The organism is Limosilactobacillus secundus (assembly GCF_020784695.1).
GTDB classification, from domain to species: domain Bacteria; phylum Bacillota; class Bacilli; order Lactobacillales; family Lactobacillaceae; genus Limosilactobacillus; species Limosilactobacillus reuteri_F.
The window spans coordinates 101,642-120,762 of record NZ_JAJGUA010000022.1; the positions used below are offsets into that span (position 1 = coordinate 101,642).

Annotated in this window: 20 protein-coding genes and 1 pseudogene; 11 read left to right on the forward strand and 10 right to left on the reverse strand. The window is 38.8% G+C overall.

From position 1 onward, the window contains the following. Positions 1-104 precede the first annotated feature (104 nt). From parE to LMB57_RS01040, 5 genes are all read left to right on the forward strand, one after another. Entirely contained in the window at positions 105-2,129 is a 2,025-nt protein-coding gene (gene parE / locus LMB57_RS01020) for a DNA topoisomerase IV subunit B (RefSeq protein WP_267493700.1), read from the forward strand. Positions 2,130-2,147: 18 nt separating this feature from the next. Continuing rightward, the gene (gene parC, locus LMB57_RS01025) at positions 2,148-4,613 is read left to right on the forward strand and encodes a DNA topoisomerase IV subunit A (RefSeq protein ID WP_229272115.1); all 2,466 of its coding nucleotides are present in this window, start codon (positions 2,148-2,150) and stop codon (positions 4,611-4,613) included. A gap of 15 nt (positions 4,614-4,628) precedes the next feature. Continuing rightward, positions 4,629-5,096 (forward strand): NUDIX hydrolase, encoded by a 468-nt coding sequence (locus LMB57_RS01030; RefSeq protein ID WP_229272114.1) that lies wholly within the window; start codon positions 4,629-4,631, stop codon positions 5,094-5,096. Between the two features lie 108 nt (positions 5,097-5,204). Further along, the gene (locus tag LMB57_RS01035) at positions 5,205-6,140 is read left to right on the forward strand and encodes a manganese-dependent inorganic pyrophosphatase (protein WP_229272113.1); all 936 of its coding nucleotides are present in this window, start codon (positions 5,205-5,207) and stop codon (positions 6,138-6,140) included. 130 nt (positions 6,141-6,270) lie between these two features. Further along, on the forward strand, positions 6,271-6,660 hold the full coding sequence (locus LMB57_RS01040; RefSeq protein WP_324255215.1) for an iron-sulfur cluster biosynthesis family protein: 390 nt from the start codon (positions 6,271-6,273) through the stop codon (positions 6,658-6,660). Between the two features lie 64 nt (positions 6,661-6,724). Here the strand turns inward: LMB57_RS01040 and LMB57_RS01045 are convergent, their stop codons facing one another. After that, entirely contained in the window at positions 6,725-7,048 is a 324-nt protein-coding gene (locus LMB57_RS01045) for a hypothetical protein (RefSeq protein ID WP_019253404.1), read from the reverse strand. A gap of 87 nt (positions 7,049-7,135) precedes the next feature. Here LMB57_RS01045 and LMB57_RS01050 point away from each other — a divergent pair, with 87 nt between their 5' ends. Together LMB57_RS01050 and LMB57_RS01055 are read left to right on the forward strand one after the other, a co-directional pair. Beyond that, the gene (locus LMB57_RS01050) at positions 7,136-7,315 is read left to right on the forward strand and encodes a hypothetical protein (protein WP_078009056.1); all 180 of its coding nucleotides are present in this window, start codon (positions 7,136-7,138) and stop codon (positions 7,313-7,315) included. A 28-nt stretch (positions 7,316-7,343) separates the two neighbouring features. Then, entirely contained in the window at positions 7,344-7,838 is a 495-nt protein-coding gene (locus LMB57_RS01055; protein ID WP_229272111.1) for a GNAT family N-acetyltransferase, read from the forward strand. Positions 7,839-7,995: 157 nt separating this feature from the next. On the opposite strand, the gene LMB57_RS01060 is transcribed toward LMB57_RS01055, so the two are convergent. The 7 genes from LMB57_RS01060 to LMB57_RS01090 form a co-directional block, all read right to left on the reverse strand. Continuing rightward, a complete protein-coding gene (locus tag LMB57_RS01060; protein ID WP_229272110.1) occupies positions 7,996-8,379 on the reverse strand; it encodes an Asp23/Gls24 family envelope stress response protein in 384 nt (127 codons plus the stop codon). 17 nt (positions 8,380-8,396) lie between these two features. Continuing rightward, the gene (locus LMB57_RS01065; RefSeq protein ID WP_229272109.1) at positions 8,397-8,588 is read right to left on the reverse strand and encodes a hypothetical protein; all 192 of its coding nucleotides are present in this window, start codon (positions 8,586-8,588) and stop codon (positions 8,397-8,399) included. 15 nt (positions 8,589-8,603) lie between these two features. After that, on the reverse strand, positions 8,604-9,149 hold the full coding sequence (gene amaP / locus LMB57_RS01070) for an alkaline shock response membrane anchor protein AmaP (protein ID WP_229272108.1): 546 nt from the start codon (positions 9,147-9,149) through the stop codon (positions 8,604-8,606). Between the two features lie 180 nt (positions 9,150-9,329). After that, a complete protein-coding gene (locus LMB57_RS01075; protein WP_229272107.1) occupies positions 9,330-10,859 on the reverse strand; it encodes a gluconokinase in 1,530 nt (509 codons plus the stop codon). A 51-nt stretch (positions 10,860-10,910) separates the two neighbouring features. Beyond that, positions 10,911-11,930 (reverse strand): LacI family DNA-binding transcriptional regulator, encoded by a 1,020-nt coding sequence (locus LMB57_RS01080; RefSeq protein WP_229272106.1) that lies wholly within the window; start codon positions 11,928-11,930, stop codon positions 10,911-10,913. 82 nt (positions 11,931-12,012) lie between these two features. After that, positions 12,013-13,356: a gluconate:H+ symporter gene (locus LMB57_RS01085; protein WP_229272105.1), complete on the reverse strand. Its 1,344-nt coding sequence runs from the start codon at positions 13,354-13,356 to the stop codon at positions 12,013-12,015. 13 nt (positions 13,357-13,369) lie between these two features. After that, positions 13,370-14,902 carry a gluconokinase gene (locus LMB57_RS01090; protein WP_229272104.1) on the reverse strand — a complete coding sequence of 511 codons (1,533 nt, stop codon included), beginning with the start codon at positions 14,900-14,902 and terminating at the stop codon, positions 13,370-13,372. Between the two features lie 227 nt (positions 14,903-15,129). Here LMB57_RS01090 and LMB57_RS01095 point away from each other — a divergent pair, with 227 nt between their 5' ends. Next, the gene (locus LMB57_RS01095; protein WP_229272103.1) at positions 15,130-15,663 is read left to right on the forward strand and encodes a GNAT family N-acetyltransferase; all 534 of its coding nucleotides are present in this window, start codon (positions 15,130-15,132) and stop codon (positions 15,661-15,663) included. Positions 15,664-15,706: 43 nt separating this feature from the next. Here LMB57_RS01095 and LMB57_RS01100 read toward each other — a convergent pair whose 3' ends face one another. Then, positions 15,707-16,018, reverse strand: a complete 312-nt coding sequence (locus tag LMB57_RS01100) for a hypothetical protein (protein ID WP_003666102.1) — start codon at positions 16,016-16,018, stop codon at positions 15,707-15,709. A 139-nt stretch (positions 16,019-16,157) separates the two neighbouring features. After that, positions 16,158-16,388 carry a hypothetical protein gene (locus LMB57_RS01105; RefSeq protein ID WP_324255216.1) on the reverse strand — a complete coding sequence of 77 codons (231 nt, stop codon included), beginning with the start codon at positions 16,386-16,388 and terminating at the stop codon, positions 16,158-16,160. A gap of 118 nt (positions 16,389-16,506) precedes the next feature. On the opposite strand from LMB57_RS01105, the pseudogene LMB57_RS01110 reads away from it, so the two are divergent. From LMB57_RS01110 to LMB57_RS01120, 3 genes and pseudogenes are all read left to right on the forward strand, one after another. After that, positions 16,507-16,704: pseudogene (locus LMB57_RS01110) on the forward strand (DUF1440 domain-containing protein); the annotation flags it as partial. Between the two features lie 131 nt (positions 16,705-16,835). After that, on the forward strand, positions 16,836-18,755 hold the full coding sequence (locus LMB57_RS01115) for an amidase family protein (RefSeq protein ID WP_229272101.1): 1,920 nt from the start codon (positions 16,836-16,838) through the stop codon (positions 18,753-18,755). Between the two features lie 81 nt (positions 18,756-18,836). Further along, positions 18,837-19,112, forward strand: coding sequence for a hypothetical protein (locus LMB57_RS01120; protein WP_135951100.1), 276 nt, complete (start codon positions 18,837-18,839; stop codon positions 19,110-19,112). Positions 19,113-19,121 lie beyond the last annotated feature (9 nt).

Sequence of the window (19,121 nt, forward strand, 5' to 3'; positions counted from 1 at the left end):
TCATTTTAATTATGAATTGAAATTGTAGCCGGTTTAGCTTTACAATTAACAAATGTAAATGGTAAAATAATTTTCCGAACATACGTTTAGGTATAATATTGGCAATGGGAGGTCATTTTGTGGCCAAAGAAGAAGTAAAATATGATGCCTCATCCATACAAGTATTAAAAGGGCTTGAGGCAGTACGAAAAAGACCAGGGATGTATATTGGGTCTACTGACTCACGTGGATTGCACCACCTGGTATATGAAATAGTGGATAATGCCGTTGATGAAGCGTTATCCGGTTATGGTGATGAGATTAACGTCACCATTGAAGCAGACAATGCGATTACAGTTCAAGATCATGGTCGGGGGATGCCAGTTGGGATGCATGCTTCCGGTAAGCCAACGCCTGAAGTTATTATGACGGTTCTTCATGCTGGAGGAAAATTTGGTCAGTCAGACGGTTATAAGACTTCAGGTGGACTTCATGGTGTTGGAGCTTCCGTTGTAAATGCCTTATCATCACATTTGACTCTGACAATTGTCCGTGATCACGTCCGTTACCAAGAAATTTTTAAGGATGGCGGTCAACCAGTTGGAACATTGAAAAAATTAGGAAAAACCAAAGCTGAGAACGGAACGACCGTCTCATTTAAGCCGGACCCGAAGATTTTTTCAACTACTGTTTATGACTATAATACCTTAGCTAATCGGCTTCGTGAGTCGGCCTTTTTATTGAAAGGGATTAAGATTACCCTTACCGATAAGCGAGCTGGTCAAGAGAAACAAGATATATTCCAATTTGATAATGGAATTCAAGAATTCGTTTCTTATCTTAACGAGGGTAAAGACGTTTTAGGAAAGACGCTTTACTTTGACGGAAAGCAAGATGGGGTCGAAGTTGAAGTAGCAGCTCAATATAATGACGGTTATTCTGAGAGCTTATTATCATTTGTTAACAATGTTCGAACTCCAGATGGTGGTACTCATGAAGCCGGATTCCGGAGTGCCTGGACGAAGACTTTCAATGAATACGCAAAAAAGGTTGGTCTGTTAAAGGCTAATGATAAAAATCTAGAAGGTAGTGATGTTAGGGAAGGGTTAACAGCCGTTATCTCTGTCCGGATTCCGGAACGTCTACTTCAATTTGAAGGCCAGACAAAGGATAAACTGGGAACTCCTGAGGCACGGAAAATTGTTGATGCGATTGTCAGTGAGCAGCTTAACTATGCTTTAATGGAAAATGGTGACTTTGCCCAGATGTTAATTCGTAAGGCATTAAAGGCCCGAGAAGCCCGAGAAGCTGCCCGTAAAGCCCGTAACCAAGCCCGTGGTGGTAAACGAAAAGGTAAAAAAGAACGCAATCTTTCTGGAAAATTGACTCCTGCCCAATCAAAAAATGCTAAGAAAAATGAATTGTTCCTAGTCGAAGGGGATTCGGCTGGTGGGTCAGCTAAGCAGGGACGTGACCGTAAATTCCAAGCAATTTTACCATTACGAGGGAAAGTGCTAAATACAGAAAAGGCGAAGTTAGATGATGTATTAAAAAACGAAGAATTGAATACAATTATCTATACTGTTGGCGCTGGTGCTGGTTCTGAATTTAACGTTGAAGATTCAAACTACGATAAGATTATTATTATGACTGATGCCGACGATGATGGTGCACATATTCAGATTCTTCTTCTTACCTTCTTCTATAAGTATATGCGGCCAATGATTGAAGCTGGGAAGATCTATATTGCTCTTCCACCACTTTATCGTTTGCAACGGGGACGTGGAGCTAAGACTAATATCACGTATGCGTGGACTAATGAAGAATTAACAAAATTGACTAAGAAGATGGGTAAGGGAGCACAATTACAACGGTTCAAAGGGCTTGGTGAAATGAATGCTGATCAGTTGTGGGAAACGACGATGAATCCGGAAACTCGGACACTGATCCAAGTTCGGATCGAGGATGCTGAATTAGCTGAGCGTCGTGTAACTACCTTGATGGGTAATAAGGTGGAACCACGGCGAGAATGGATTGAAGAGAATGTCCAATTCACGTTAGCCGATGATCAAGAATCCGATAAATTAGTTGAGAATAAAGGGCAATTACCTCAGACTAAAGCGCCTACAATTAATACATGGAATAAATAGAGAAGGGAATCAAGTTTTGTGAGAAACGGAAAAATTGAACATATGACGCTCGAACAGATCATGGGTGATCGTTTTGGGCGTTATTCAAAATCAATTATTCAAGAACGAGCTTTACCTGACATTCGTGACGGATTAAAACCGGTTCAGCGCCGAATTTTATTTGCCATGAATAAAGATGGAAATACTTATGATAAAGGATTTCGTAAGTCTGCTAAATCAGTTGGGAATGTAATGGGTAACTTCCATCCCCATGGTGATAGTTCAATTTATGAAGCATTAGTCCGGTTAAGTCAGGATTGGAAATTACGTGACCCCCTAATTGAAATGCATGGTAACAATGGATCAATGGATGGTGATCCACCAGCTGCCATGCGTTATACTGAGGCACGGCTTAGCAAAATAGCAGGTTTAATGCTTCAAGATATCGACAAAGATACGGTTGAGATGGCCTTAAACTTTGACGATACTGAAAAGGAACCGACAGTTTTACCAGCACGTATTCCTAACTTACTTGTTAATGGGGCAACGGGAATTTCTGCTGGATATGCTACTGAGATCCCAACACATAATTTAAGTGAAGTTCTTGATGCACTGATTTATCTTATCAAGCATCCAACTGCTTCTTTGGATAAGTTAATGGAATTTATTCCTGGCCCTGATTTCCCAACTGGTGGAATCATTCAGGGGATTGATGGCATTCGTAAGGCATACCAGACTGGTCGCGGTCGGGTTGTAGTGCGAGCAAAAACGGAGATTGAAACCTTGCGGGGTGGCCGTCAACAAATTAATGTGACGGAGATTCCGTATGAAGTAAATAAGGCGCAACTGGTTAAGCGAATTAACGATCTGCGCCTTGCTAAAAAAGTTGAGGGAATTGCGGAAGCTCGCGATGAAACTGATCGTAGTGGATTACGAATTGCAATCGAACTAAAGCGGGGAGCTAATGCGAACGGTATTCTTAATTACTTATTAAAGAACACCGATTTACAGATTAACTATAACTTCAATATGGTTGCGATTGATGATCAGCGACCAATGCGTGTTGGATTGAAGCGAATTTTGACTTCCTATCTCGAATTCCAGAAAGAGATTATTCGTCGACGGACACAATATAACCTAACGAAGGCTCAACAACGTTTGCATATTGTTGAAGGGTTAATTAAAGCACTCTCAATTTTAGATAAGGTCATTAAAACGATCCGGGCAAGTAAGAATCGTAAGGATGCAAAGGAAAACTTAGTAAAAGAATACAACTTCACACCTGAACAGGCTGAAGCAATTGTTACCTTGCAACTTTATCGTTTAACAAATACGGATGTAACTGAGTTAGAAAAAGAACAAGAGCAATTAAATTCGCGGATTAATGAATATCAGTTAATTTTGACTAACGAAAATGAGCTAGCAAAAGTCCTTACTAAGGAAATTAGGGCCATCAAGAAGGAATTTGGCAATCCGCGACGGACGAAGATTGAAAATCATGTTGAAAAACTTGAAATTGATACTAAAGTTACGGTTGCCAACGAAGATGTTGTGGTCTTGGTTTCGCATGCGGGCTATATCAAACGAAGCAGCATTCGTTCCTTCAAGGCTTCAGAAGCAGAAGAAAACGGTCTCCGGGAAGACGATTACCCATTATTGATTCAACAAACAAACACATTATCGCATTTATTTATGTTTACCAATCTTGGGCATATTATTTACCGCCCAATTCATGAAATTGCGGATGCGCGGTGGAAGGATACTGGCGAACATATCTCACAAACAATCGGCTTAGCAGATAATGAAGAGATCATTAAAGCAATGATTTTTGATAAACTGGATCAGCCAGGTACAATTATTATGGGAACCAGCGATGGGCAAGTAAAGCAAACAGCTTTTAATGATTATAAGCCCGGGTCTCGTTATAAGAGTCATGCAAGTGTTGCAATTAAGCTTAGGGATAATGCGCAAGTTGTAAATGTTGATTACTATGAACCAACAAATGAGAATCGTTCACTGCTGACGATCAGTCGCCAAGGATATGCAGTGCGGTATGATGTGGCAGATGTTCCTGTAACCGGGATTCGAACAGCTGGTGTACGGGCCATTAACCTGAAAGATGATGACCAAGTAGCAGATCAAATTTTGGTTAAGGATGGTCAAGATATTGCTGTAATTACCCAACGAGGAGCATTTAAGGAAATGCCAGTTGATGAGATTGAAGTTGGGGCACGAGCACGGCGAGGAGAACTTGTCCTTCGTCGGTTAAAATCACATCCCCATGAAATTGCAGACTTCCTTGCTTATAACAATGATTATCAAGGAGCTTTTGAGGCTATTACTAACCGGCCAGCATTCCAAGATATAATGGCTACTGACCATCATCTAAGTTCGATTAAGTCAAACGGGACTTTTGTAATTGATACCGATACGCAAGGGGAGCCAGTAAAACTTCGAATGAAACAAACGAATGTTTTATCTGAAGAACCTGTTAGCCAAAATTAAAAGAAGGCGAGGAGTTTGGCTTATATTAAAGAAATTCGTGATTTAGTTGGGAACCGTCCCTTAATAATGACCAGTGCTTCTGGAGCACTTTTAGATAAGCAAGGAGCTGTCTTGCTTCAAGAACGAGCTGATACTGGTGATTGGGGCTTTCCAGGCGGCTATATGGAATTTGGCGAATCTTTTGAACAAACTGTAAAGCGGGAATTTAAAGAAGATGCGGGAGTGGAAGTCGTGCCCGTCAAACGACTAGCAATTCTCGATCAGGATTTTTACACTTATCCTAATGGTGATCGTGTTCAACCAATTAATGCTTTTTATCTCGTTAAGGATAGTAACGCTAAGCATTATCAGCCCAAAATTACAGAAACGACAACTATTGAATATTTTTCGTTAGATGAAGAACCGCCACGCTTTTTTAACAGTCAACATGAACAAATGTGGCAAATCTTAAAAGGTTTTATTCATAATAGGAAAGATATTTAATAATTGTTCTTTAATCTATCAACTTCCATGATAGAATAGAAAATGTAAATTGTTTCACCTACTAGGAATAACTAGGATTAAAGTAGTGAACAAACAGGAGGAATTTATATGAGCAAAGAATTAGTATTTGGACACCAAAAGCCTGATACAGATGCGATTACCGCTGCGATGGCATTTTCATACTTCCAAAACCAATTAGGATATGAAACGGAAGCAGTTGCTTTGGGTGAACCAAATGATGAGACTAAGTTTGCATTGAAGACTTTCGGTATGGAAGCACCACGCGTAATCGAAACCGCTGCAAACGAAGTAGATAAGGTAATGCTTGTAGACCACAATGAACCACAACAAAGTGTTAGTGATATTGATAAAGTCACTGTAACGCACTTAGTTGACCACCACCGGATTGCCGGCTTTGAAACCGCCCAACCACTCTGGGCAACTGCTCGTCCTTACGGTTGCGTAAGTACAATCATTACAGAATTATTCCAAGAAAAGCATATTAATATTCCCGCTAACTTGGCTGGGATGATGCTTTCTGCTATCATTTCTGATACCTTACTTTTGAAGTCACCAACTACAACTGACCATGATCGTGAAGCTGTTAAGTACTTAGCAAAGATTGCTGGCGTTGAAGATTACGAAAAGTACGGTATTGAAATGCTTAAGGCTGGTACTAACCTTGGTGCTAAGTCTGATGCTGATATCGTTGATGGTGATGCTAAGACCTTTGAACTTGGCGGTAAGAAAGTTCGTATTGGTCAAGTTAACACCGTCGATTTAGATGATGTTTTTGGTCGTCAAGCTGATCTTGAAAGTCAAATGCAAAGTATGATGGATGATAACGATTATGATTTATTCTTATTAATCGCTACTAACATCTTAAACAGCGACTCAGAATTATTAGTTATTGGTGATCCTGCTGAAAAGGTTGAAGCAGCCTTTGGTAAGAAACTTAACGAAAACAAGCGGATGAATTTACCAGGTGTTGTATCACGAAAGAAGCAAGTTGTTCCTCCTTTGACTGATGCATTCGAAGGTTAATAAATAAATTAATTAAAAAACTGAGAAAGATTTTGCAATTTTTCTCAGTTTTTTTGAGCTTTAAATTTCAAAGCTTATTCTTAATTAGCTAAAATATAAGTACTGATTTTAAGAAATGGGGTTGATATTAATGAATATCACATTTACTGATCAAGCTATTGAGCGTTTACAACGTTATGAATTGTCGTCTAAAAAGATGCTCCTAGATTTTGATGATGGAGTTGGTCCATTTTCCGCAGTTGGGAGTTGTAGTTTAGATGGTGATTATCGACTAATTCTTGTTAAAGAAGACTTAGCTACCCCAGATTATAATGAAAAGATTACCTCCAATTTAGGGGATGTTTTTATTAAAGGTCATACAGCAGTCCAATTTGATGATGAAATGGAAGTAAAGTTTAATCCTCGATACTTTACAATGCCACTTGTCAGTCCTAAACGTGTTTTAACAGATAATCTTGAAGTTCTGGATCTTAGTAATACAGACTTGAATTCTCAAATTGATCAAGCCCATGATTGTTAGGAATAGAATAAGGGAGCGTGATAGAAGTCAACTACGACTGCATGATCTCGCTCCCTCATTACTTTTAAAGAATAATTCTGAAAATAAAAGTGATAATAATTGCAAAAATTCCAATAATCGTTGCATAAGAAAAATGTTTACGTTGAGCTGGTTTAATTAATGCTTGCCTTCCCATGAAAATTGTGAATAAAGCCCATAAAAACGTAGCAATAAGTAAAATATATAATTTCCAGTTAATTGGGAGATGATGGTAAAAATCGCCATAAAATACCATCATGCCAATAAACATCACAATGGCATAGGCATAGTTGTCGCGGTGAAAATTAAAATTAAAAAGATAAGCAAACACACAAAATAATAAAATACTGATAATATCGTTTAAAATCATACCCTCTACACACTTCCTTATGATTTTTATTATAGCCATTAACAGGATAAAGATAAAATATTAAGAAGCAATCGCAAATAATATGATATGATGATCTTGTTAGAATTAATGAAGGCGGTGCTTACAGTGAAGAAAAAAGCTATGCGACGAGAAATAAAATTATTAACTGAAGAAAATCAACAATTACGGCGATATACCTTACTAGCATCAATAGGAATTTTATTAAGTATGATGATTAGGTTAGTTCGAATGGTTCAAAAAAATTAGTTTAGGAAATTTTTAGAGGGGAAGTATATTGGAGTTAGGATACCGAAAAGCAACACTTGAAGATTTACCAAAAATTGTTGAAATCTATAATCAAATTATTCCATCACGGTTAGCGACTGCAGACCTTACCCCGATAACAGTTGACGAACGTAAAGAATGGTTTGCAGCTTTTGACGAAAATCATCCAATCTGGGTAATCGAATCTCAAAATGAGGTTCTCGGGTGGGTGGCTCTTGAACATTTTTATGGTCGTCCAGCATATAATCATACTAGTGAAATTGCTATTTACCTTGATCGACGGTCACGAACACAAGGGATTGGTACAAAAACCATGGAATTTATTATTGGTCAATTGCCTAATTTAACAGTTAATACAATCGTGGCTTATATCTTTGGTCATAATATTCCAAGCCTAAAGTTATTTAAATCGTTTGGTTTTACTCAATGGGGGCTTTTACCACAAGTGGCAGAGCTTGATGGGATTAAACGTGATTTAGTTATTTTAGGGCGTCATTTTAAATGATTATTATGTAAAAGAGTATGGTAAAAGTTTAATCACGTTCATAGGAAGCAAGCAGAATAAGCCTCAACGCTCGGTAAAGCCGAACGCTGGAGGCTTATGTTGCATATGGGGACTCCGTGGTGAAAACGAAGGTGCTCGTGATGCTTAGCTCGTTTCCTTATTTTGTATCTTTTTCTACTTCTTCTTTTGTCTTAACGTCATTGATATGTAACTCAAACTTAACTAAATTCAAGCCAGTCATTTTATTGATTGCATGCTGTACTTCAGAACAAACAGCCTTAAAAATTTCTGGAGCACTTTTGCCATATTCGATGGTAGCTTCCATTTTTAATGCGACTTGCTTTTCACCAACATCAGCATTAATTCCCTTTGTTGGATTGCTTCCGGAAGTTACTTTATCTGCTAATTCACTAAACATATTTCCATCAAGGGAAAGGATTCCAGGAACTTTGCTAGCGGTGATTCCGGCGATTTTCTCAATTACTTGATCATCGAATGTTAACTGCTCATCAATTGTTTTATTATTTGTAGTGGTTGTCATATTAATTCCTCCTTGAATTAGTTGGCAAATTTATCTAACATTTTTATCGCAAGTTTATTTAATGAATAGCCCTTTGCATCAAGAATATAGCCAATCCCACCCAAGATAGTGATAGCTAATAGAATGCCGATCATTGGGAAAAAGCCCCACATAATCCAACTGATACTGATAAGCAATCCTAATATAACGCCAATTGTAGCAAGTTTCATGGAGTACCTCCTTTTTTAGACAATGTTAACTGATTCTCTGTTTGAGTAGGGACTTAGCTTAATGTGTAATTTATTAAGGTTAATGTCGAAGTCCCGCTTGAGGTTTTCTCTAATTGTCTGGAGTAGGACTGTATGAATTAGTTTTGGATTGGTTCTCTTAGAGAGCATTCCATGAACGGTAACGTCTGCATTACGATTATTCCGGTGCATTTTAAGTTTAATCACTGGGTTATAAAGGTCAAATTTAGCAATTGAAGTAGTTAAGCTGTGTTCAACTGCATGCTGATCAATTTGAACTTTATTAGCACCATCTTTAGCAATTGTCATTTGTTTAGTTGTTGTTGGACGAAAAACAGCAATTACTATTACGGTTAAGGCAACAATGATTAAAAATACTGCAACGCCTGCTGAGAAACTTTGACCGATGGGGCTATGAAGCCAATCATTAATTGGAATCGTCCAAGTCTGGTCTCGATAAAACCATAACGATACGACAACGAGTCCAACAATTACCTGAAGCATCATTACAAATGAAACCCACCATTTTTTCCATGCGGCCATTAGTACCACTTCCTTTCTATAAATGTTTTTTTACCACGAATTAATCATAACATGGATGGAAGCGATTTATATTGATTCGAGAAATACTAAAGGTAATATTAAGAACCTATTAACAGAATAGTCATAATTAAAAAATCGATCTTACAATCACGTTCTGATGTAAGATCGATTTTTAATTCTTTAATTGTTTTGTCGTTCTTGCAGTTTAGCGATTTCAGAATAAGCCGGAGCAAGCATATCTTCAATTTGTTGGAAGAGCGGAGTATAGCGTTGATATACTTTTACTGCGGCTGGATCTGGCTGGTAAGAACTAACCTTGCCAATGAACTTTTGTGGTGTATCAAGGCTAGTGATCATTCCCAAACTTTGCATGGCCATAACTACTGAACCAAGGCAGCCAGATTCAAATGAGTCAGGAACGTTAACCGGACAGTTTAAGATATCAGCAAGCATTTGGCGCCATACTTTTGAACGAGCAAAGCCACCTGTTGCAGTAACGCTCGCTGGTTCACCGACTAACGCTCGGACTGCTTGGAAGACGGTTGCAATGTTCATACTAATTCCTTCCATGACTGCTCGTAGCATATCAGCCCGTGTATGGATATGAGAAAGGCCAAAGAAACTACCACGCGCTTTAGCATTCCACAATGGGGCCCGTTCACCGCCGAGAAAGGGATGAAAGAGGAGACCATGTGCGCCTGCTGGTACTCCTTCAATAACGTGATTTGCTAAAGTATAAGGATCCACCTGTTCGTTTTTAACTGCGCTACTATCGACAAGGTGTTTTACTGCCCATTCATAGACATCGCCACCATTATTAAGCGGGCCACCAACGACCCACAATCCTTTATTAATAGCATAGCAGAAGAGGCGGCGTTCTGGATCAATAACAGGGTGATCAGTTACGACTCGTACAGCTGCGGAAGTACCGATTGTAATTGCTACTGTATTTTGCTTGGTTGCACCAACACCAATATTTGAAAGGGCACCATCGTAAGCGCCATAGATAAATGGCGTATTAGCGGGTACTCCTAGTTTTTCTTGGGCTTTAGGCACTAAACCAATTGCTTGAGTTGTTCCATCGACAATTTCAGGCAGTTGATCATTGGTTATCCCTGCAACCCGAAGTGCCTGGTCATCCCAATCACAAGTTTTAAGGTTCATCAAGCCGGTTGAGGAAGCGATTGACATATCAACCTTAAATTCATTAAATAACCGGTAGAAAAGGTAAGCCTTAATATCAGCAAAATATGCTGTACGGCTAAATAAATCTGGTTCGTCTTCCCTTAACCAAAGGAGCTTTGTCAATGTTGACATGGGGTGAACAGGAACCCCCGTCTTCATGTACAATTGTTGGCCTTCAGTCATCATCTTGAGGTTATCTGCTGCGCGCTGAGCTCGACTATCTGCCCAGGTAATTAACCGTGAAAGGGGCTTTTTATCTTTATCTAATAAGAGGAGACTTTGGTTTGCGCTTGAAATTGAGACTGCCAGTAGTTTACCTGTACTGAAATCAACCGCTGCTGCAACATCATGGATAGCTCGTTCAGCAGCATTGATTACTTCTTCTGGCTCTTGTTCTGCCATTCCTGCCGCATTACGGTGTAACTCGTAGCCATAATTAGCTTGTGTGATCACCTGCGCATCTTGATTATATAAAACGGCTTTTGTGCTAGAGGTTCCAACGTCAACACCAATTAAGTAGTTCATTTATTGTTCTCCTTTAAAAACTCAATTTAATTCTCTTTGTAATATTATATGCTAAAGTGACTGGCGTGCAATGGTTTCAACTGGTAAAAGGGTAGTGGAACTGATTGTACTTTGCTGGTTAATTTGCGTTAAAAGCTTATTAGCTGCTAAATTGCCCATTAACTCCATATCTTGCTTCAACAGAAAAATTCCATTAGCGACATACTGCGACCATTCCCAGTCATCAAAGCTAACTAAGCCAAGATCATCAGGGAAAGAAAGGTTTAGTTCTTTAAAAATTGCTAAAAGGTCAAATAAAATGGGGCCCATTAATGAAACGACAGCAGTTTTGCCTTTGAGCTCATTTAACTGTTGCAGAAACGTTTTAGCAAGCCATTGGCGATCATGTCCACGGGTTTCAATATTGTGATAGCTTAGCCCATTATCAGCAGCAGCAACCTTTAAACCAGCAATTCGGGGAATTTGACCAGATGCTTCTGCAAAGTGGGCACTCACAGTTAAAATATTCTGATATCCGTTTTGATACAGGGTCTTACCGAGGTTATAACAAGCATCGCGATTAGCAGAAGTTACCTTACCAACTGTAGAAGGCTGGTCATCAACTTCACGGTCAACGATCACTAGGGGAATGTCGTTATGAATAGCAGGAGCAAATTGATTAAAGTGGCGGGAATTAGGTTGGACAATAATTCCGTCAACTCGTTGCTGGTATAGCCGCTGAAGAGCACGACTTTCATTTTCCTGCGAGTTGTTTGTATTCATGAGGAGGATATCATAGCCTGCCTGTTGCAAAATATCATCAATCCCTTTGGCGAGTAAAGATGAAAATGGGTTAGAAATATCTCCAACGAGGATTCCAACAACGTGACTATGAGTTTGGCGAAGCTGTCGTGCAGAAGCGGTTGGAACAAAGTGAAGGTCTTTAATTGCTTTTTCCACTCGTTTCCGCGTTGCTGGGCGCATTTTATCATAACGACCATTAATAATACGCGAAACGGTAGTCGCTGAAACACCAGCTGCTTTAGCAACGTCAGCGATAGTAGTATGTTGCGTCATTTGTTTATTCATCATCCTTAATAGTTCTACTATTATTAAGAATACCAAACCATATAAAAAGCGTCACTAGCTAATTCACTAGGACGCTTAAATTGACTTAGATAAATAATGAAATAGCGTAGGCGGCTCCCAACCCAGCGAGGGCTAAAACGGAAGTAAGCGTTGTCCACGAAAGTAAAGTTTCTTTTAATGAAAGGCCAAAGTATTCTTTGATCATCCAGAAACCTGCATCATTAACGTGTCCACAAAATACAGAACCGGCACCGATGGAAAGAACCATTAATGTTGCCATAATTGAGTTACCACCAAATTGGTGAGCCATTGGAACTACAAGTCCGGCAGCCGTCATCGCAGCAACCGTTGATGATCCGAGTGACATCCGTAATAAAGCAGTGATTAACCAAGCAGCGAGAATTGGTGAAATATTGGTTTGAGCGAATAAACCAGAAATATATTTTGAAATTCCACCATCAACAAGAACTTGCTTGAAGGCACCACCACCACCGATGATCAAAAGCATTACAGAAATTTGCTTGATTGAGTCGGCAAGGGCAGTTGATATTTCTTCCATTTTTTTGTTTCGTTGTAGTCCCATCGTAAAGATTGCAAAAATTAATGAAAGAAGCATTGCAAGGTCAGGAGCACCAATAAATTGAATGAATTCATTAACTGGATTGTTTTTAGGGAAAATAAATGAACAAATAGTAGCGAAGGCAATTAAGATAACTGGCATCATTGCAGTTAAGACAGAGATACCGAATTTCGGCGTTTCTTCGAGCTTGAATTCTTTATATTCGCCAAGAACTGAAATATCAATATTTTTACGGTAAACACGTGGATAAACTTTTTGTAATACCCAATTATAAACTGGACCAGCGATAATGATTGTTGGAATTGCAGCTAAAATACCAAGCAATAATACATGGCCAAGATTAGCTCCCAGAATGTCGGTGATAGCAGTTGGGGCGGGGTGTGGTGGTAAGAAAGCGTGGGTAACATTTAAGGTTGCTGCCATTGGAATTCCGAGGTACATCAATGGCATATCAAGTTCGCGGGCAATGATGAAGATAATTGGTAAAACAACGACAAGCCCAACTTCAAAGAATAATGCTAACCCAATGATAAAGGAAGCAAGGATAACAGCAACTTGAATCCAGCGCCGACCAAACTTATTAATCAATGTTGTCGCAATTCGATATCCACCACCGGCATCAGAAACTAATTTACCAAGCATTGATCCGAAACCGAAGATGATGGCTAAGTGTCCCAGTTGGCCGCCAATCCCAGTTTCAATTGTCTGCGGAATTTTTGTAAGTGGAAGGCCGAGTAACAAGCCGACGATGAATGAAGTGATTACTAAACCAACGAAAGTGTTCATCTTTAGTTTAACAATCATGAAAATTAAGATAATAACCCCGATTAAAACAATAAGTAAAGGCATAATAATTAACCCCCTAATGAGTAGTAGATTGTTGTTGTAATTTAGCAATGGTCGAATAGGCTGGTGTTAATAATCCCTCGACCTGTTTAAAGAGTGGTAAATAATTTTGATATACATTAACCGCTGCTTGATTTGGTTGATAAGAACTGATATCACCAACTAGTGTTTTAATGATTTCGTAGTTTTCAATCATTCCTAAACTCTTCATTGCCATGGTGATTGCTCCGAGACAACCAGATTCAAATGAGTTTGGGATATTAACTGGACAGTTTAAGACATCTGCTAACATTTGCCGCCAAACTTCGGCCCGCGCAAAACCGCCAGTTGCAGTTACGCTTGCGGGATTACCAACAAGGTCGCGAACAGCTTGGAAAACAGTTGCAATATTCATACAAATTCCCTCCATTACTGAGCGCAGCATATCAGCACGGGTGTGAATATGGGAAAGGCCAAAGAAACTACCACGCGCGTTAGCATCCCATAATGGAGCCCGTTCACCGCCAAGGAAGGGGTGGAAAAGCAAGCCGTGAGCTCCCGCGGGAACACCTGCAATTACCTGATTGGCAAGAGTGTATGGATCAATGTTTTCATTTTTAACTGCACTAGCATCAACTAGGTGCTCAACGGCCCACTGATAGACATCGCCACCATTATTAAGCGGACCACCGACTACCCATAATCCTTTGTCAACGGCGTAACAGAAGAGTCGTTGCTGAGGATCGATCACTGGATGGTCAGTTACCACCCGAACACCAGCTGAAGTCCCAATCGTAATGGCGACAGTATTTTGTTTAATTGCTCCCACACCTAAATTAGATAAAGCACCGTCAAAGGCACCATAAACAAATGGTGTGTTAGCGGGGATGCCCATTTTTTCTTGGGCCGCTGCTGTTAGGCCATGTGCCTGAGTTGTTCCGTTTACGATTTCTGGTAATTGAGAACGGTTGACATTAGCGAGTTCTAATGCTTGATCATCCCAGTCACATGTATTGACATTCATCATTCCGGTACAGGAAGCAATGGAGACATCAACTTTAAACGTATTGAAAAATTGGTGGAAGAGATAGGATTTGATATCGCCAAAATATGCCGTTTGAGCAACTTTATCTGCCTGCGTCTTATTGAGCCACATAATCTTGGTCAATGGGGACATAGGGTGAATAGGTGTACCTGTTTTAGCATAAATTTGCTGACCGGCAGGACTATTCTTTAATTCGTTTGCAACAACTCGCGCACGTGTATCGGCCCAAGTGATTACTCGTGAAAGAGGATTAAAATTCTTGTCGAGCATAATCACACTTTGGTTAGCGCTAGAAAATGATACCGCTAACAATTTTCCGTTTGTTAAATCTGCTTTTTGTGCTGCATCATGAATAACTTTTTCGACTGCTTCGACAATTGCAGTTGGGTTTTGTTCAGCCATTCCACTAGCATCGCGGTAAAGGGAATAACCTTGGCTAAATTGATCTAACACAGTTGCATTTTGGTCATATAGAACTGCCTTTGTAGAAGTAGTTCCAACATCAACACCGATAAAATAATTCATTGTAGTAATTCTCCCTTTATTTATTTGAAAACGCTTTAGTTTATCGTTACACCTAATAATATAATATTCGATGTAAGCGATGTCAATGATTTATTTAATATTAGTTTATCGATTTCCTAAATTAAAAAAATAAAAAGTAATTGCATAGGAATCTCCAGGTATGATACTATTAATTGCTTAATTTGTTATGGTTTAGCTGTAACCAACGATTTTAAGGAGGGATTACAATGAAAATCCGGAAAGCAACAATGGCAGATTTAGATGTAGTAGTAGATATTTTACGTGATGGACGTAACCAGTTAGCTGAGCGGGGCGTTGATCAATGGCAGGGGGATTATCCGAACGTTACCCATGTGAAAGAAGATATTGAGAATGGTTATGCTTATCTCGTTAAAGCAGATGATGGACAAACAGTTGGCACGTTAGCAATTGTTGAAGCTCCGGATCATTTTTATGATAAGCTTAACGGGGAGTGGCTAATTAATACTGAAAATTATGTTGTAATCCACCGCGTAGCTATTCATTCACAACATGCAGGAAAAGGATATGCATCTAAATTATTTTTGAGTTTGATTGAGTATTTGGAGACCGAGCGTCCAGAAATCAAATCAATTCGTTTAAGTACAAATGAAAATAATATGGCAATGCAACGAATCGCAACTAAGAGCGGCTTTAAAAAAGTGGGAACCCTCCATGGCGCTTTTCGTCCAAGTGAGTTGTCTTATGTTTATGAACTATTAACAAAAGTGCGTGTAGTATAAAAAAGAGGAAGGCGTTGATCTTGTAACACCTTCCTCTTTTTTATTATTTTTCATTGATTTTCTTAGCATATTCGCGAGCATTGTAAAGTTCGTAGACCACCCATGTTTCAATAAGGGTAATAACACAGATGAGAATAGCGGTATACATGTCTGGTAAAACGAACAGTAGAAGTAAGAAGATCCATGAAATCCATGACCATTGAGTTTCAATTGTGACGATTCGCTGAACTCGTTTAGTAGGTTCAATACGACCCGATTGATTAAAAATAGTTCGAATTTGGTAAAAATAACGAACTTCAAAAATACTTTCGATAATAAAAATTGCTGTTAAGATGATTAATAAAATGTTCATCATAAATAAGAGCTCCTTATCTTTCAATTTATCTCTAATTTTAGAACTCTTGGGTAAGAGAAGCAATTTAGAAAGTAAAAAATGGGTTCCCATCAAGGATTAAATGATAGGAACCCATTTTTATTTTACATATCTCAAGAAATTAAACGTTCATCGTCTTACCATATTCATTATTAATGGTATCGACAACTTCTTTGGCATGCATATCATCTTCAACAACTGTTTCGCCATCACGAAGAGTGTACTTTACACTTTCATCTAAGTTATCAAAGTCTACATCATTACCATTTGCATCTACAAAATTGAACTTCGAGTCTTGGAAGTTCTTAAGAGCATCTGCATTAATTTCCATGATTATGCTTCCTTTCGCCATTATAGTAACACTTAATTACGGAAAGTTACAGTAATAAGATGAAAGGTATAAGACGTTTAAGATCATTGACACTTAATAAGGAAGTAGTACCATAATCATTACCATAAATTTTAAGAATGGGATTCTTATTTGGATTATATGGCACATTATTCTTATGCCGGCTCTTGGAACCACTCCAGCACCATGGGATATTCCATTTGATGAACATTTTTCTGAATTCTTCGGGCATATTGTTTGGGCCTGGTCAATCGTTGCCGTTGCATACTTCTTGATCGGTACACAACATGTTAAGACTTTGACTAATAAATATTTGTAAAATGTTATTTTTATTAAGTGAGGAAACAATAAAGTATTGTTACCTCGCTTTTTTATTGCATATTTTAAAATTGAAAGCGCATTCGACTAACGTATAATTAAAATGTAATATCCGATTTTGGAGGTACTGTAATGAAAAAGCATTGGAAATTACGTTTTACTCTCTCCTTATTAGTTCCTTTAGGGTTCAATTTATTTTATTCTTTACCAATTCATGCATCTGAGGCAGCTGAAACTAACATTCAAACTGATGTTAAAGTTGATGCTCAAAGTTCAAAAACGATTACGAGCACTGAAAACCAATCCGCTCTTGCAACTGCACAACAAGTTAAAGATCAGCAAGTTGATAGTCAACAGCTAGTTGATAATACATATCAAAAAGTAGAGCAAAATAAGGATCTTAATAGTGTGATTTATCAAGATCCAGTAAATGCAAGCCAACAAGTAAATGCTTTACCAACTACAACCTCTAATTCAGAGCAACCTTTTTACGGGGTGCCAATTCTAATTAAAGGGTTGGGACAGGCATATAAAGGGTATCCGAATACGAATGGACTGCCGTATATGCAAGATAATCGTTATGGCTACACTAAAAATTTTGTAGCAAAGTTACAGGAAATGGGGTTCGTAATTGTTGGTGAAACAAATTATCCTGAGTTAGGATTAATTAACGTGACTGATTCTAATTTATATGGGCCTGCGCATAATCCGTGGGACCTCACGCGAAATGCCGGCGGGTCTTCTGGCGGAGCGGCAGCAAGTGTGGCTGCTGGAATAGTACCGATTGCAACAGGAAATGATGCTGGTGGTTCCTTAAGAATTCCTGCTTCGTGGTCAGGTGTAATTGGGTTAAAACCTACTCAGGGAATTATTCTTGGGGATTCATTAACACCCTCAGTGGTTAACTTTGCGGAAACGCGGCGGATTGATGACACGATCAAGCTATTTGAAGGATTAATGGATCCAAAGCGCAAATCATTATTAAAAGAATTTCCACTTAAGCTTCAAGATTTAAAAATTGCATATTCATTAAAATCGCCAGTTGGCTCCGTTGTCAGTCCTGATGCTGAAAAAGCAGTTCTGAATGCAGTGGCCTTTTTACGGCAACAAGGTTTCCAAGTAGTCGAAAAGGATAGTCCGGTTAATGGAGTAAAGTTGATGCGTGCTTACTATTTAGGTGCCTTGAGCGATGGAACTGTTGCCAATTATCTAGCCCAGCAAAAACTGCATCGTAATCTACAAGCTAGCGATGTTACAGAGCATGTGGTTAGTCCAATGACATATGCACTATATGAAGCTAGTAAAAAAGCACCTAAAGAAATAAAGCAAACTTATAATAATGAACTGGCATTAGTTGCGGCTCAGATGAAGAGTTTTCATGAAGAATATCCGATTTATTTAACGCCAACTACCGCAACAGTCGCACCGTTAAATTCTGATCCGGCATTTTTACCAGCAGATGTTGCTAAAATTTTGCAAATGGCTAATATGCCTTTTGATCAACAAATGGATGTTATTTACAATGCTTGGTATCATGGGTTAAGCAAAACGCCATTTACGCAATTAGCTAACTTAGCAGGAGAGCCAGCATTAAGTTTGCCAACCTATGTTAACGCACAAGGATTACCATTGGGGATTCAGCTAGAAGGAGAAAAGGGCAGTGATCTGATTTTATTAGCATTAGGAAAATTGTTTGAAGAAAAGGATAAATTAATCTTCCGAAGCGATTACCAAAAGTTAAATAATGATGCTCAACCTAGTGAGCAACAAAATAAAGACGCAGCAAATATCTCAAAAGTTGTTGTACACAATTTAGGCGAAAAAGCGGTTTATGAATTTCAAGCTGCCCCAAGTAAGCTTAATTTTTCAAATGATGTTAGTCCCAAAGATGCGGTAAGAACTTCAAAACAAGCAAACGCTAGGAAATTACAATCGACAAATGAAAAGCAATTACCCCAAACAGGATCAGATAATAATGAGTTAGTTTTGCTTGGGTTGGCCCTATTCCCCTTCAGTTTGATGAGTGTATACCAAAATAAGCGAAAATTTTGATAAACAGTTTTGACTAATCCCGTTCATAATTTATAATATGAATAGGAAGAGAATTCTTGGATTGAATAGGAGGAAATAGATATGTCATTGATGCAAAATACCTCAGAAATTAACAAGACTGATAAGCAGGTGTACTTAATCACTTTATTGCGGAAGAGTACAAATATGCCACAATATATTGACCACATGGTTTATGAAACTGCAGAAGGTGGGCAAGAATTTATGGCGCGCCTAGCTGAAGCTTTTTCACGGGCAGGTTACCGGGAAAAGAAGCTTAGCGACGACAAGTACAACCTTGATAACGGACTTGATAAGATCACTTTACGGGGTTCATACCAACCTATTTACAAAGGATAATTAAGGTTA

Excerpts from the sequence above, each read along its gene's own strand:
- parE (WP_267493700.1), top strand. The coding sequence starts at position 105 with ATGGGAGGTCATTTTGTGGCCAAAGAAGAAGTAAAATATGATGCCTCA.
- LMB57_RS01035 (WP_229272113.1), top strand. The coding sequence starts at position 5,205 with ATGAGCAAAGAATTAGTATTTGGACACCAAAAGCCTGATACAGATGCG.
- LMB57_RS01040 (WP_324255215.1), top strand. The coding sequence starts at position 6,271 with ATGAATATCACATTTACTGATCAAGCTATTGAGCGTTTACAACGTTAT.
- LMB57_RS01045 (WP_019253404.1), bottom strand. The coding sequence starts at position 7,048 with ATGATTTTAAACGATATTATCAGTATTTTATTATTTTGTGTGTTTGCT.
- LMB57_RS01050 (WP_078009056.1), top strand. The coding sequence starts at position 7,136 with ATGATGATCTTGTTAGAATTAATGAAGGCGGTGCTTACAGTGAAGAAA.
- LMB57_RS01060 (WP_229272110.1), bottom strand. The coding sequence starts at position 8,379 with ATGACAACCACTACAAATAATAAAACAATTGATGAGCAGTTAACATTC.
- LMB57_RS01065 (WP_229272109.1), bottom strand. The coding sequence starts at position 8,588 with ATGAAACTTGCTACAATTGGCGTTATATTAGGATTGCTTATCAGTATC.
- amaP (WP_229272108.1), bottom strand. The coding sequence starts at position 9,149 with ATGGCCGCATGGAAAAAATGGTGGGTTTCATTTGTAATGATGCTTCAG.
- LMB57_RS01075 (WP_229272107.1), bottom strand. The coding sequence starts at position 10,859 with ATGAACTACTTAATTGGTGTTGACGTTGGAACCTCTAGCACAAAAGCC.
- LMB57_RS01080 (WP_229272106.1), bottom strand. The coding sequence starts at position 11,930 with ATGATGAATAAACAAATGACGCAACATACTACTATCGCTGACGTTGCT.
- LMB57_RS01085 (WP_229272105.1), bottom strand. The coding sequence starts at position 13,356 with ATGCCTTTACTTATTGTTTTAATCGGGGTTATTATCTTAATTTTCATG.
- LMB57_RS01090 (WP_229272104.1), bottom strand. The coding sequence starts at position 14,902 with ATGAATTATTTTATCGGTGTTGATGTTGGAACTACTTCTACAAAGGCA.
- LMB57_RS01095 (WP_229272103.1), top strand. The coding sequence starts at position 15,130 with ATGAAAATCCGGAAAGCAACAATGGCAGATTTAGATGTAGTAGTAGAT.
- LMB57_RS01100 (WP_003666102.1), bottom strand. The coding sequence starts at position 16,018 with ATGATGAACATTTTATTAATCATCTTAACAGCAATTTTTATTATCGAA.
- LMB57_RS01105 (WP_324255216.1), bottom strand. The coding sequence starts at position 16,388 with ATGGCGAAAGGAAGCATAATCATGGAAATTAATGCAGATGCTCTTAAG.
- LMB57_RS01115 (WP_229272101.1), top strand. The coding sequence starts at position 16,836 with ATGAAAAAGCATTGGAAATTACGTTTTACTCTCTCCTTATTAGTTCCT.
- LMB57_RS01120 (WP_135951100.1), top strand. The coding sequence starts at position 18,837 with ATGTCATTGATGCAAAATACCTCAGAAATTAACAAGACTGATAAGCAG.